23 protein-coding genes and 1 tRNA gene are annotated in these 12,415 nt (G+C 46.6%); 2 read left to right on the forward strand and 22 right to left on the reverse strand.

Translation table 11 applies throughout. The annotated features are described in order from the left end of the window. Positions 1-140: 140 nt before the first annotated feature. Positions 141-2,309: a ribonuclease R gene (gene rnr, locus B2337_RS05290; RefSeq protein ID WP_292362621.1), complete on the reverse strand. Its 2,169-nt coding sequence runs from the start codon at positions 2,307-2,309 to the stop codon at positions 141-143. Between the two features lie 40 nt (positions 2,310-2,349). Here rnr and B2337_RS05295 point away from each other — a divergent pair. After that, positions 2,350-2,436, forward strand: a tRNA-Leu gene (locus tag B2337_RS05295). Between the two features lie 176 nt (positions 2,437-2,612). Then, positions 2,613-3,599 carry a tyrosine-type recombinase/integrase gene (locus B2337_RS05300; protein WP_292414246.1) on the forward strand — a complete coding sequence of 329 codons (987 nt, stop codon included), beginning with the start codon at positions 2,613-2,615 and terminating at the stop codon, positions 3,597-3,599. Here B2337_RS05300 and B2337_RS05305 read toward each other — a convergent pair. The 21 genes from B2337_RS05305 to B2337_RS05405 all read right to left on the reverse strand — a co-directional run bounded on the left by B2337_RS05305 (position 3,596) and on the right by B2337_RS05405 (position 12,377). Further along, on the reverse strand, positions 3,596-3,853 hold the full coding sequence (locus B2337_RS05305; RefSeq protein ID WP_292414245.1) for a hypothetical protein: 258 nt from the start codon (positions 3,851-3,853) through the stop codon (positions 3,596-3,598). The two genes, B2337_RS05300 and B2337_RS05305, sit on opposite strands and share 4 nt — an antisense overlap. Then, entirely contained in the window at positions 3,853-4,230 is a 378-nt protein-coding gene (locus B2337_RS05310; RefSeq protein WP_292414244.1) for a hypothetical protein, read from the reverse strand. The genes B2337_RS05305 and B2337_RS05310 overlap by 1 nt, the downstream gene beginning before the upstream one ends. A gap of 117 nt (positions 4,231-4,347) precedes the next feature. Further along, a complete protein-coding gene (locus B2337_RS05315; protein WP_292414243.1) occupies positions 4,348-4,785 on the reverse strand; it encodes a hypothetical protein in 438 nt (145 codons plus the stop codon). 83 nt (positions 4,786-4,868) lie between these two features. Continuing rightward, positions 4,869-5,060, reverse strand: coding sequence for a hypothetical protein (locus B2337_RS05320; protein WP_292414242.1), 192 nt, complete (start codon positions 5,058-5,060; stop codon positions 4,869-4,871). Between the two features lie 161 nt (positions 5,061-5,221). Beyond that, positions 5,222-5,449 carry a hypothetical protein gene (locus B2337_RS05325; protein ID WP_292414241.1) on the reverse strand — a complete coding sequence of 76 codons (228 nt, stop codon included), beginning with the start codon at positions 5,447-5,449 and terminating at the stop codon, positions 5,222-5,224. A 2-nt stretch (positions 5,450-5,451) separates the two neighbouring features. Next, positions 5,452-5,640 (reverse strand): helix-turn-helix transcriptional regulator, encoded by a 189-nt coding sequence (locus tag B2337_RS05330; protein ID WP_292414240.1) that lies wholly within the window; start codon positions 5,638-5,640, stop codon positions 5,452-5,454. Positions 5,641-5,647: 7 nt separating this feature from the next. Then, the gene (locus B2337_RS05335; RefSeq protein ID WP_292414239.1) at positions 5,648-5,854 is read right to left on the reverse strand and encodes a hypothetical protein; all 207 of its coding nucleotides are present in this window, start codon (positions 5,852-5,854) and stop codon (positions 5,648-5,650) included. Between the two features lie 2 nt (positions 5,855-5,856). Next, positions 5,857-6,180 (reverse strand): DUF1937 family protein, encoded by a 324-nt coding sequence (locus B2337_RS05340; RefSeq protein ID WP_292414238.1) that lies wholly within the window; start codon positions 6,178-6,180, stop codon positions 5,857-5,859. Between the two features lie 8 nt (positions 6,181-6,188). Continuing rightward, positions 6,189-6,674 carry a single-stranded DNA-binding protein gene (ssb, locus tag B2337_RS05345; protein ID WP_292414237.1) on the reverse strand — a complete coding sequence of 162 codons (486 nt, stop codon included), beginning with the start codon at positions 6,672-6,674 and terminating at the stop codon, positions 6,189-6,191. Next, positions 6,671-6,880: a hypothetical protein gene (locus B2337_RS05350; protein ID WP_292414235.1), complete on the reverse strand. Its 210-nt coding sequence runs from the start codon at positions 6,878-6,880 to the stop codon at positions 6,671-6,673. Before B2337_RS05350 ends, ssb begins: the two co-directional genes overlap by 4 nt. Beyond that, entirely contained in the window at positions 6,877-7,476 is a 600-nt protein-coding gene (locus B2337_RS05355; protein ID WP_292414234.1) for a DNA N-6-adenine-methyltransferase, read from the reverse strand. Before B2337_RS05355 ends, B2337_RS05350 begins: the two co-directional genes overlap by 4 nt. Next, positions 7,467-8,465 carry a phosphoadenosine phosphosulfate reductase family protein gene (locus B2337_RS05360; RefSeq protein WP_292414233.1) on the reverse strand — a complete coding sequence of 333 codons (999 nt, stop codon included), beginning with the start codon at positions 8,463-8,465 and terminating at the stop codon, positions 7,467-7,469. The genes B2337_RS05355 and B2337_RS05360 overlap by 10 nt, the downstream gene beginning before the upstream one ends. A gap of 202 nt (positions 8,466-8,667) precedes the next feature. Further along, positions 8,668-9,243 carry a hypothetical protein gene (locus B2337_RS05365; RefSeq protein WP_292414232.1) on the reverse strand — a complete coding sequence of 192 codons (576 nt, stop codon included), beginning with the start codon at positions 9,241-9,243 and terminating at the stop codon, positions 8,668-8,670. Positions 9,244-9,541: 298 nt separating this feature from the next. Beyond that, the gene (locus tag B2337_RS05370) at positions 9,542-9,775 is read right to left on the reverse strand and encodes a hypothetical protein (RefSeq protein WP_292414231.1); all 234 of its coding nucleotides are present in this window, start codon (positions 9,773-9,775) and stop codon (positions 9,542-9,544) included. Next, a complete protein-coding gene (locus B2337_RS05375) occupies positions 9,772-10,080 on the reverse strand; it encodes a hypothetical protein (RefSeq protein WP_292414230.1) in 309 nt (102 codons plus the stop codon). Before B2337_RS05375 ends, B2337_RS05370 begins: the two co-directional genes overlap by 4 nt. Beyond that, complete coding sequence (locus B2337_RS05380) at positions 10,077-10,412, reverse strand: hypothetical protein (RefSeq protein WP_292414229.1); 336 nt, start codon at positions 10,410-10,412, stop codon at positions 10,077-10,079. Before B2337_RS05380 ends, B2337_RS05375 begins: the two co-directional genes overlap by 4 nt. Beyond that, a complete protein-coding gene (locus B2337_RS05385) occupies positions 10,409-10,621 on the reverse strand; it encodes a hypothetical protein (protein ID WP_292414228.1) in 213 nt (70 codons plus the stop codon). Before B2337_RS05385 ends, B2337_RS05380 begins: the two co-directional genes overlap by 4 nt. Next, the gene (locus tag B2337_RS05390; RefSeq protein WP_292414227.1) at positions 10,618-10,914 is read right to left on the reverse strand and encodes a hypothetical protein; all 297 of its coding nucleotides are present in this window, start codon (positions 10,912-10,914) and stop codon (positions 10,618-10,620) included. Before B2337_RS05390 ends, B2337_RS05385 begins: the two co-directional genes overlap by 4 nt. Next, positions 10,911-11,252, reverse strand: a complete 342-nt coding sequence (locus tag B2337_RS05395) for a hypothetical protein (RefSeq protein ID WP_292414226.1) — start codon at positions 11,250-11,252, stop codon at positions 10,911-10,913. The genes B2337_RS05390 and B2337_RS05395 overlap by 4 nt, the downstream gene beginning before the upstream one ends. A 12-nt stretch (positions 11,253-11,264) precedes the next feature. Further along, positions 11,265-11,477, reverse strand: a complete 213-nt coding sequence (locus tag B2337_RS05400) for a hypothetical protein (RefSeq protein WP_292414225.1) — start codon at positions 11,475-11,477, stop codon at positions 11,265-11,267. Positions 11,478-11,912: 435 nt separating this feature from the next. After that, the gene (locus tag B2337_RS05405) at positions 11,913-12,377 is read right to left on the reverse strand and encodes a hypothetical protein (RefSeq protein WP_292414224.1); all 465 of its coding nucleotides are present in this window, start codon (positions 12,375-12,377) and stop codon (positions 11,913-11,915) included. Between the last annotated feature and the right edge of the window lie 38 nt (positions 12,378-12,415).

Below are 12,415 nucleotides of genomic sequence, written 5' to 3' on the forward strand. Positions count from 1 at the left end.
AGTTACTCAAATAACTGGGTGACTTTCAGGAAGTCGACAATTGTACTGCCTTTATTTTTCTGGTCAAGGGAAATTGAGGTCTTAGGGGCTGTTTATCTTTCAGAGCCACAACTGAGGCCGCTATGAAAGCTCAACAGGCACTAAGCCAAATCCAGATCGATTTTCTTTTCATCCAGATCAACGCGTACCACTTTAACCCGAATCGAATCACCCAAACGATAGGATTTACGCGTTCTTTCACCCATTAATCGATGACCACTGGCATCAAACTGGTAATAATCATTTTTAAGGGCCGTGACATGAACCAAACCTTCTATATATATATCACTGAGTTCAACGAATAAGCCAAAGCCCGTTACCCCGCTAATGACACCTTCATGTACTTCACCAACACGATCACGCATATATTCGCATTTGAGCCAGTCAGCGACGTCACGAGTGGCTTCATCGGCGCGACGGCTGGCCATGGAGCAATGCTCGCCCAGCTGAACCATAGCTTCTTCGGAATACCGCCAGGCTGCCTTTTTTTGCCTGGAAATGGCATGTTTGATGGCTCGATGAACCAATAAATCCGGATAGCGACGAATTGGCGAGGTGAAATGCGCATAGGCTTCCAGACCCAAACCAAAATGACCGACATTGTCTGGAGAGTACACAGCCTGTTTCATGCTGCGTAACATGACCGTTTGCAACAAGTGCCCATCAGGACGTTTACTGACAGTTTTAAGTAATGAAGCATAATGACCCGGTTCAGGCTCATCACCGCCGCCTAAAAATAACCCGAGTTCACCCAAAAATTCCCGCAGGGCTGACAGTTTTTCAATTGAAGGCACTTCATGTACACGATATAAAACCGGTAATTTACTGGAGAGCAGATACTTCGCTGCAGCAACATTGGCCGCGATCATAAACTCTTCAATCAACCGATGCGCATCATTCCGTTTACGTGGTTCAATTGAAGCAATCTTCCGGTTTTCATCAAACAGGAACTGCGTTTCGGTCATTTCAAAATCAATTGCGCCGCGTTTATCACGGGCTTTGAGCATGATATGAAACAATTCATACATGGTTTCAAGACCCGGGAGCACATGAGCGAATTGTTCACGCAATGCCGTATCGCTATCTTGCAGGATGCTGGCAACCTGTTCGTAAATCAGCCGTGCCTTGGAGTTCATTACAGCCTGATGAAATTGATAGGATTCAATTTCACCATCCTGATTGATGATCATTTCGCAGGCCATGCACAAACGATCAACTTCAGGGTTTAACGAGCATAATCCGTTGGATAATGCTTCTGGCAGCATAGGAATGACCTGGCTCGGGAAATATACCGAGGTTGCCCTTTCCTGAGCGTCCTGGTCGAGATCATCTTCAGGTTTAACGTAATATGAAACATCGGCAATGGCGACCCACAGACGCCAGTTACCTGAATCAAGTTTTTCGGCGTAAACAGCATCATCAAAATCACGTGCGTCCGAGCCATCAATAGTGACTAAGGGCAGATCACGTAAATCCAATCTGTCTTTAATTGCTTCCTGTGGAATGGTTTCACCAAAGCTTTCTGCCTGGGCAAGTGCTTTGGGGGACCAGACATGAGGTAATTCAAAGCTGCGCAGCGCAATATCGATTTCCATACCCGGTGCCATGTGATCGCCAAGTACAGCAACAATCTTACCCAGAGGAGAGCGATGTTTATTAGGATGTTCGGTAATTTCGGCTTCAACGATTTGGCCGTCTTTGGCATCCATTAGCTCATGTGCAGGAATCATAATATCCTGACTGATACGACGATTATGCGGTATTAAATAAAACAGGCTGGCATCTGCCTGCAAACGACCCACCACAGTTTGATTGGCCCGCTGTACCACTTCTACAATCGCACCTTCTTTACGACCTTTACGATCAGTGCCACTCACACGGGCTAGTGCGCGATCTCCATGCAAAACCACACGCATTTCTCGTTCGCTGAGAAATAAATCTTCGCCGCCTTCATCGGGGATCAAAAAGCCAAAGCCTTCGGGATGACCCATTACGCGGCCACGGACCAGATTCATTTTGGAAACAATGCCATAGGCATTTTTACGATTACGTAATATTTGTCCGTCACGCTCCATAGCGCGCAAACGGCGGCGCAAAGCTTCAGTTTGGTCTTCCCCTTTAATATCCAGAAGTTTGGAAAGGTGTTTTCGGGAAAGCGGGGCTTTGTGTTCTTTAAGCAGCTCGAGAATAAATTCACGGCTAGGGATGGGATTGTCGTATTTCTCGGCTTCACGACCCTCAAAAGGGTCCGTTATGTTTTGTTCAGTCATTGACAGTTTTTATCTCGATCTATATGATGCGCGTCTTCTTGCCCAGGTGGCGGAATTGGTAGACGCGCTAGCTTCAGGTGCTAGTGTACGTATGTACGTGGGAGTTCGAGTCTCCCCCTGGGCACCATTCCGAATTTTCTAGCTTTCTCCCCATTATACTTTTTACCACTTAAACGCCCGCTGTTATTGGCTTTGCGGTGTTTTTTGCTGTTCTGCGTTTTACGTTTCCTTGCACAAATTTACCTAAAAAAGCGTATATTTTCACCCCTGACCGCTCCAAAATCGCACCAGGAGAAAACAGGGATGGCGAGTTTTATAAAACGTGGTACCCGCTGGAGAGCACAGGTTTATGTTCATGGTAAACCAAAAACGAAATCTTTTCCGAGTAAATCACATGCGCAGGCATGGGCACGGATGATGGAAAACGATGCGGCGGATTTGTCTGCCGGCATGATTCCGGACAAGACGTTAACTGATTTGTTTGATCGTTATTCGCGTGAAGTGTCTGTTCACAAGGGTGGTGAGCGGTGGGAGTATATACGTCTTAAGAAGTTCATGCGTGATCCAGTTGCTGAGGTTCGCACTCGAGTGCTGACACCGCAACACATTGCTGAGTGGCGTGATCGCCGGTTAATAGATGTATCAGGCGCATCGGTTAAACGCGAGTTAGGATTGATGTCGGCGGTGTTTAGCATGGCGGTGAAGGAGTGGGGCTGGCTGAAAATGAACCCGGTGGCGTTGATAAATAGCCCGAAATCGAGCCCGGATAGAACACGCAGGCCAACTGATGATGAGATTAATGCGCTGCTGCAGGCGATGCAGTTTGACGGTGATCCACCGGTGTCGGTTGGTCAGCGCCTGGCCTATGCGATGTTGTTTGCCATTGAAACAGCCATGCGAACCAGTGAAATTTGCCGGTTAACCTGGGGCGATATCTACGAAAAGCTGGCGCACGTCGCGAAATCGAAAAACGGCGATGCGCGTAATGTACCCCTGACAAATCGGGCGCGTGAGTTGCTGAAGGTGCTGCGGCCTGATGATCCGAGTGATGATGATCTGGTGTTTAATATGAAACCGAGCCAGGTGGATTCAAATTTTCGCAAAATGAAAAAGAAAGCGAAGATCGATGATTTGCATTTTCATGATTTCAGGCGGGAGGGAACTACGCGATTGGCCAAGAAAGTCGATGTGATGACCTTGGCCAAGATAACCGGGCATCGTGATGTGCGGATCTTACTGAAAGTTTATTACGCGCCTAAGATGGATGAAGTGGCGGATTTGTTGGATTAGATTTGCCTAGTGCCTGTGTACACAACCTCATAGGCGCTTGCTTGATCATAATTTCTAAAACCATCATTCCGGAACTCTATCGATATAGAATGATCTATTTGAATAAATTTTCTTAAATTCCAGGAATGATAATCATCGCTATCGTTCGTGGCGAAATTATCAGCCATATTTTTCCCTTCTTGAAAATCCTGGCCAATCCAAAAAATACCCTGATCATAAACACCTTCACGGACCAGATAATAAAAACATTTCATTAATCGATTCCTCTGTTTTCCAAAGCACTAATTTCAACAACATGAAATCCTTCTTCTTCAAGCATTCTACGAAGAATTAGTCCGGCATCAATGCTATCACCAACGCCTGCATGCCCATTTTGTTGTATTTTTTTAAACACATGCCCCATTCTGCTGGCCAGAACATTATCCATCATTGCCGTTAGCGGTTTACCATCAGACCAAATAGCTTTTCCATCAGAACTATATCCCCTTAATCCCATATTACCTCCACCAAAACGGGCATTCAATGTTGTTCTTCTGACAAAAGTCACTGATTGCGGCTTTTTCTGACGAACCAAATCCCATTGCTGAGTCACCGTATTTCTCAATAAAAATGAACACATCGTCGGTTTCATCCCAACAGGTCCACTGCAGATCGATTCGATCCACATGGGTTGAATGATGTGTGAAGATGTTATTCGCTTTTTTCCAGTCGGATAACTTGGCTTTTTGCTGGCCGATACCGTCGATTTCTAGTTGTTGTGGCATGGTCTTTTCGCCGCTGTTTTCAATCGTTTCAGATCGCCCATTTCACGCCAGTTGATTAAGTAATCTTTCCACGTGTGATTCTCTGGCCAAGCCCAAAAATCAATCTCTTTCCCTCCTGGCGTTATAAATATATCGATATTGTCTAACTCCCCACAGTCGTATGAAAAAACGACTTTCCATCCATCATCTGCATCCATCGTGACTTCACCACACCAATTTTCAGAATCACATGGTTGCACAGGCGGTGGGGTGGCACTTTCTGCTATTTGCAGGAGCTGCTCCCAGCACTTTATACCAAGGCTTTTTAATATAATAAATTCTGTAGTTGCATGCATATTGGTCTCACATTGTGTTGTCATATTCACCACTTTCATGAGCCCTTTCGCAGTCGTAACAGTAAGGCCAAATGCGCTGTTCACCATTAGGCTCCTTTAGAACGTAGCGACCAGAAGGAACAAATTTACCGCAGTAAATGCATCTTTTTAGGTATGTACACATATTCTTTTTATCCTTTAGACGCATCCAAATAAGTCATGATCGCTCGCCTGGCGTGTTCGATGGTCAGTTCGCGGTGTTGCTGTTGTGCTTCTTCCCACGTTAAGGTTGATCCAGCGGATTCGATGACCGATTCCCAGAGAACTTTTGCAGCTTTTAATAGTGCGGTTTCATCCATTGGGCTTTCGGTATTTGGAACCATGGCCCTATTCCGTACCGTTCGGAGAGCTTCTGGCAAAGAGCTGCTGTTCTGGTTGGGGTACCTTTCATAGCCAAGAATCAAGTTCCAAACTTTTATTAATTCAGAACGTGTTGGTGGGCTCCCTGCAGTAATACCTCTGTGTGCAGTTGGTATCATTGTGATCACCTTCTCTCAAGATACTGGGCGATGGTTTCCAGCGCATTGGCTGAGCGTTCTGCGTGGTCGATATATCGGCTCAGGCGTTTTTCTACCATTCGCTGATGCAGTAGTGTGATTTCCCAACGTTCATCGTCTTTGCTGTTTCCAGATTTTTTGAGTAGCGCCATGAGGACCAGGCCGACAAAAAAGCCAATTAGTGTGGCGGCGCTTGCGATTAATGCGATTTGCATGTTTATCTCTCCCGTTGTTTAACTAACCAGTTTTTAAACTCCTGCCGCATCCAGAACCGTTTCGCTCCAATTTTGATGGCTTTGGGGAAGTCGGGCTTCCTGGATAACTTTTCTTTAACATGCCGAGTGCTGTAATCGAGCTCGGCGGCGATTTCTTCGGCGGTGATTTTTTCTATCAGTTGTTGTGTCATGTGAACCTCAGATCAAATAATCAGTGATGACGGGTTGGGCGGTGAATATGGGGATGCATTGCTGGTTTCGTGGCAGCGTTGCTTCACATTCATCGATGGCGCTTTGCATTTGTTCTTCGGCCCATCGTGCATTTTCGTGTGCTCTGAGCACGATGATGGTGCTTAACCAGACCAGTGACATGATGCAGATAATGGTGACGATGGCGATCTTCATGGTTAGGCGTTCACGAAGATGACATCGATGGCGTTGGCGTGGCAGAATTTAATTTCTGCCATCACTCCGATTGATTTATCCCATCCATCCAGTGCCAGTACGATCATGCTGTCGGCTTTTTTGAGCATTGATATGCAGTGGTTTTGCCAGAAAGCAAAGTCGGTGGGCAGATCATGCTTTTGTGCCATGGCATGACCATGCACGATGGGGGAGTAAACCGGGACACCTTCTTTCATGAGCTCGGCGGCTTTGGCTTCAACAGCTTCAAATCGCTGCTGCATGATGTTTGGGTCAGTGTGACTGTATGGGCTTGCTAAATAAATCATGTTTTACCTCAAATAACGTAAGCACTAGGGAATCGGTTGAAGGGAATGTCATCGTCGTAATAGTCACCGCCATAGTCCTGCCCTGATTGCGCAGCTTGCTGTGGTGGTGAGGCGAATTGTTTTTCAGCCTGGCTTTGTGGGCTGTTCTGGTCTTTGGTGGTGTTGCGGCTGTCGAGCATTCGCATCATTTCGGCGATGATTTCGGTGGTGTATTGGTCCTGGCCTTGCTGGTTTTGCCATTTTCGGGTCTGAATGCGACCTTCGATGTAGATTTGTGAACCTTTGGTCAGGTATTGCTGGGCGATTTCACCGAGTTTGTTGCGTAGCACGACGCGGTGCCACTCGGTTCGCTCCTGGCGTTCACCGGTTTGTTTGTCGCGCCATGATTCTGATGTGGCTATGCGTAAATTGCAGATTGATCCGCCGTTGGGGAATGCTCGGCTTTCTGGATCGACTCCCAGTCGGCCCACTAATATGACTCTGTTGACGCTCATCGTGAGTACTCCATATCTTCCTCAGTTTTATAGGTGTTCCAGTCGATTTTGCATTTTCCTAAAACATAAAATTTCTGCTTACAGAAAGGGCAGTCGACTGCTGTTTCATCTTCATCTTTTGCCAGTTGATACATATCCACTGGCAACTTATTCATGTCATCAGCATCAAGGTGCATGCTGCAGTGTGGGCACGATAAAGTTGTCATGCGGCGTGCTCCTTTTGTGCTAAAAACTGGTGATAGGCGGTTTTGATATCGTCCCGGTTGATCCATTCAGTTTTCATCTCACCTTCATGGTCGCGGTCGTATACCAGGACGCACGATCCACGTGTATTTCCTGATACCTCATCGCCTTTTTTGTAGTGCTTATCGGGATTGCCGTTTTTGCCTTTTACGGTGAAATCTTCCGGTGCCAGATGGGCAATGCGTCCGTTGATGTAAATGATTGTTGATGCTTTGCCGAAGGCGTAATCTCGGAATGATTCTTCGCCGTTGGGGTTGGGGACATAAAAAACGGACGTGTAACCTTGCTGAGCTTCTGTCCAGGCTTTTTTCAGCCATGACTTGGGATCACTGTATGGTGGGTTGCAAAAGCCTGGTGACGGCAGTTTGTGCCAGTCCATGGTGAGTGCGTCTTGTTCTTTGCATAGGAACAATGGGAATTTCTCGATGCCGCGTTCAGCTGCCAGATCAATGGCAAAGTTGAACCGCTGGTCTAACCACCAGGTGATGAAATCAGGCGTTCTCAGTCTGTCTCTGATGTGTTTGGGGGTGGTTGATCGGGCTTGGGGGATCATTCGCATAACCCATATTCTGATGAACAGCTGATTTCAGCTTCTTCTGCAGCAAATAAGTCAAACATTTTTCCACCACGTGTGGTTTTGCTCCATTCAGCAACTTGATGTATCAACGGCATACTGGACACGATGTCGTTTTTTAAACGATCTTTTCCTTCTGGCGTTTTGTCAGCTGCAAAAAATGAGCTTTCTCCACGTTTACTGGCTAATCGAACTAATGTTTCCATGTGTGAAACCCGATCAATTTCATCTGGGAAACGATTTGCAATTTGTTTAAGTTCTGATTTTTTGCAGTGGATGCAAGGCATGCATCCGACTCGGCCCATTCCCTGGGTATAAAGTGGGTTTGGTTTTATTCCATGCTTATGGTGCATTGCAAATACTTCTTGCCATGTCCATTTTAAAATTGGTCGGTAATTCCACAGACCGCCACCAACATTTTCCAGCTCTGGCAGTTTAGCTCTGTCTTTTGATTCTTCAGCCCTGACACCCTGCCAGATGTATACCTCGTTACTTTCCAATTCATTAACAATCAGATCGCCAATAGGGTTATGTTTTAATTCAGAGGAACAAAACCGAGCTTTAGTTGACGGGAATCGGCCCTTTAACAAACAAAGATCTAAGAAGGGAATACCGGTTGGATGTAAAACATTTAATGCACGCACCCTTGCACGATTATTCCATCCGCGCACCCTAACTTTTTTATATTTTCCGGTGGCTTTGTTCTTTTTACGGACGTAATGAGCCTTAGTTGCTGCTTGTTTGCACAGGTTGGCCCTGCGAACACTAATTTCACGGGTAAAGTCTCTTTTTACTCGCTCAATGGTGATATTGAGTGCTGATTCTAGGTAATCAATATAATCATAGGTCTGCTGGTGCTCATGACCTGTGTCTGCAAAGACAAAGCGAAGGTTTTCAGTTTTTCTTTCGAGAGCAAGTAAAGCCATTGCAGTGCTGTCTTTACCGCCACTCATTGAAATTAGATTGACTCTCATTTCTGTTCTTTCCCGGCTCTGGCCATTAATTTGTTCATGGCGGGGTTTAACCTGAGAAACTCAGGCAGTGAGTGGGGGATGCCGTCACTCATCTTTTTGTCGTCGCATTTGGCACAGACCAGGCGCACACCGTAATCGATGTGGCCGTCTTTGAGTTGGCCAACTGGTTGCATGCAGCGAGAGCAGTGGAGTTCGGACATTGTTAAGCCTGTCTATCCAGTTTCTCAATCTCTGCAACAATGAGTGCTGCAGCTTTGATCAAACTTTGACGGGGTGTGGTTGGTTTGAACCATTTTTCATCCCAACACCAGCCGTCAGGGATTTCACCGTTTCGGAATGCATCACCTTGGGATTGTGGATGCAACGCATCTGCTGCGTGCATGGCATATGCTGCAGCGGCTCCTGATAGTTCGCCTGCATCGTGGTGATCGTCATGAAAGGTGTCGAACCCTTCATCATGTATTTGCCGAAGCCGTTCATTTTGGATTTCGAAACATATAGAACTGGCAGAGTGGTTTTGGTAATGCCGATCAAGTTTGAGGATGGATTCAATAAGCAGCATTCTGAGATCCTGCTTACCCCAGATTGTGATTGCACTTGAGTCATCATCGCCTGGATGGTGCATGAATTTTCCACGCGCCTGGCTTCCGTTTGGCATTGTTACCGGTAGATAAAGCGGTATTCTTAGCCCAGTGAAAACCTGACCTTCGATTTCTTTGCCTATAATTTCAACACTGCCTGTTTCGGGTAATTCTTCTGCATATACATTCACTCTCATGGTTTTCTCCTAATTAATTATCTGCGGTGGCCGGATTCGAACCGACTCATTCGTGTACAGGCTGTTGCCTCCTTCCCATTACCACCATGGCACCGCATTAGGCTGCTGACTGCCTCGCCAGAGGGATGACCGGGCACGTTTGGTCATCACGTCAGTCAGCAGCCTGATACGGGGTTCGTGACGTGAACCACTCGGCAGTTGCAGATCGGGAAAGGAAACGGAAACCCGTCGACTGCTGCAGACTGTTGCCCACCTGTCTGCTGGGGTCGTTGTGTGCCAGTAGTCACACAGCGATGCTTCATGCTTTGTTAACTGTTGCAGCGAGGCATTTGCGGCATTTGGTAAAGTTGCCGATGCCGAGGGGCTGCACACCGTTAGTAGTGACGGCTTTTAAGCCGCACTTTGATTGATAGAGTGCTTCACCTTCCAGATTGGCGTGGATCTGCTTCCAGTGGTGTGGGTTGCGCCGGAAGGGGATGATTGCCCACCCGGTGATAAAGTCAGCTATTGGGCCTCCTGAGAAGTGAATCATTGGTGTTCTCCATTCCAGATTTCACGTGCGTCGTAGGTGGCTGAGTAGAAGCTGCCCGGCTCAGTCTCGAAGCATGTCTGGGGGATGGTTTGAATGCCGCATTCACACCGGATAACGATTTGATGTTGCCGGGGTTCGTTTGGGGCGGGGTAGCCTATGATTTTTACATTTTCGGAGTGGCAAAACGCACAGGGCTTGAGGGGCAGAGCCTCCAGTTTTTGAATATTGTTCACTTCCGATTTCATCCGGTCGAGTTCAATACGCAGGTTTTGCTGGATATCTAAGAGGGGCTGCAGGATGTTCATACTGCACCGCCGTTTGTTTCAGACCATTTTTTCAGGCGGATATATTGTTCAACTGTTGTGATTCCGGCTTCTTTTAGCAGTTCTTTTGATGCAAACTTAAGCCCATCAACGCTATCAGCCTCAGCAAAAGCCCACTGAGGCTGGGTGGTTCTATCGCATAAACTCAATGTAAATTGAATATTGGGAGCTTCATTGTGACTATACTTCCATAGCCCAAACTCAACATAAATGTCACCCTGTGGAATGTATTTATGAAGCTCAGAAAGTGTATTTTTTAGCTCAGCCAATACATTACATTCATTAGGTATTTCGATATTCATGGACTGAGTCATTTAACACCGCCTTTTTTATATGATTGGCTACGTTGTTGACGCTGGCGTTTGCGTCGGCCTTTTTGGGATAGGGTGTTGGCTGATTTGATGCCATTGTTTTTTGGCGATGCTTTGATCAATGGTGCTTTTTCAAAAATGCGGAATCGACGATCTCCCATCGCTGTTGATAGCATCGACAAAGCTAGTTGTCCGGCCATGATAAATTTCATGATTCACCTCTCTGTGCCTGGTCATGTGCCTTTGCTCGGATGTATTGCTCCACACCGGTGATTTTCAGGCGCTTCATGAGTTGGTTAACGGAATCGGACGCACACAGGCCGTGTCCGGAGACTTTGATTTCGGGTTGGTTCATGAGCACGCTGGCTTCAAAGGCCATGAACAGGTTGTTTTGTGGCGTTTTATGAATGCGAACGGCAAGATCCGCGAGTGTGGTGGGAAATACACTGGCCAGCCGATGCAGTTGGGCATTCATTTGGGGTTCGAGGGCGGTGATGGGGGTCATGATTCACCTCCATCTGATTCAGGTTGATATTCAATAGCCAGTAGGGATTGAATTTGTTGATCAATCCGCTCTGCTTTTACGTGCGCCTCGGCAAGAATTTCCTGTTTTTGTTTTTTGAGTGATTCGATTTGAATGCTGGGGATATCGATATCGCCAACCTCAAAAGTTACTGTTGCCTTGCTCAGTACTTGATATCTGCCGTTGTGGTAATGAGATCTATCCTCTGGCAGTAAAGATAGGTGAGTTTCGATATGTTCATTTGCTGCAATTAAGGTAAGGAAAATCTCCATTTCCCATTTTCTTGGGAGCGGTTTTGGTAAGTCTTCTAAATAGATCACTGGCATATCTCCTTAATCAGTCAAATAGTCTTGAAGCTGGCCATTGGTTTGTTGCTTCAGTTTTCTAATGGCGGATTGTTCAAGGCCGTAAATAAATTGGGGGGAGCAGCCACATACATCGGCAATGAATCGGTAGGGCAGTGGCACACCATCCGGGCGGATGATGTCGAGCACGGCGAGTCCGATGTCGATGTTTGGGTTGCGTGTTTTTGGTCGGGTGTGCATTAGCCAATCCAGAAACAGGCGGTTTGTGAGCCGATGAACAGGGCGATCAAAAACCCGCAGTCGTTGATGGCTCTGGCGTTTCGTTTCAGGAACCGTTTCAGCGCGGCTTTCATTACGCGACCAGGGCGATAAAAAAGATCAGGATCGAGCAGACACCGATAGCGGTATCGATTTTTTGTTCCCTGGTGTAGAGCTCTCGATCCAGATTGTTTATTTCCATTGTGTTTTTCATATCACTTCACCTGCTCCTGTTAAATAACGTGCCCGGTCCTGAATTCTTGGTCGGATTAAAGTTCCGGGCACGACGCTTTTGGAGAGCGTGAAGCAAATATGAACCTCAAAGGTTCACTTGTCAACACCTAAAAGGTTAATTATTGATAGAAATGTTTTGTGTTTTTGTGATGTGTTACGTATTGATGGGTAGCAATACGTTGATTACTGCGGGTTTATGTCGATATTTAAACTGATGAAGTTGTGGTTCTGCAGGGTTATTTTTTCGAGCGTGATGGTGGCCTGGTTGCGGTCAATTTCGGCGATCAGGTCTTTATTGATGATGTGATTTAAGGCGGCGTTGTACCAGGTGGATGATTGTTGCCAGTTTGGAAACAGGTTTTCCAGCAGCTGCTGGTGAATGTGTATGGCTTGAAGATTGTTTTTATCGTCAGTGACACCGAACATGACGGATATGGCTTTGAGGTTGTCGGGCGGGCCGGTGAGTTCTCCGAGAATAATGCCTGATTCACTCTGGATAAGCATGCGGGGGGTGCCATCGTGAAGCGGGGCTGATTGGTAGGTGAGGTTTTTTAAATTGTGCGTGGCTTGTTCGGCGGTGATGCCAATCGGGTTGGCGGCGAGGGTGAAGGTGATCAGGATTAATGTGATTGTGAGGATCTTTTTCATTTTGGCTCCTTTGAAAACACTTGCCCCACGCAAGCTGT

Source organism: Methylophaga sp. UBA3192, from assembly GCA_002363955.1.
GTDB lineage: Bacteria > Pseudomonadota > Gammaproteobacteria > Nitrosococcales > Methylophagaceae > Methylophaga.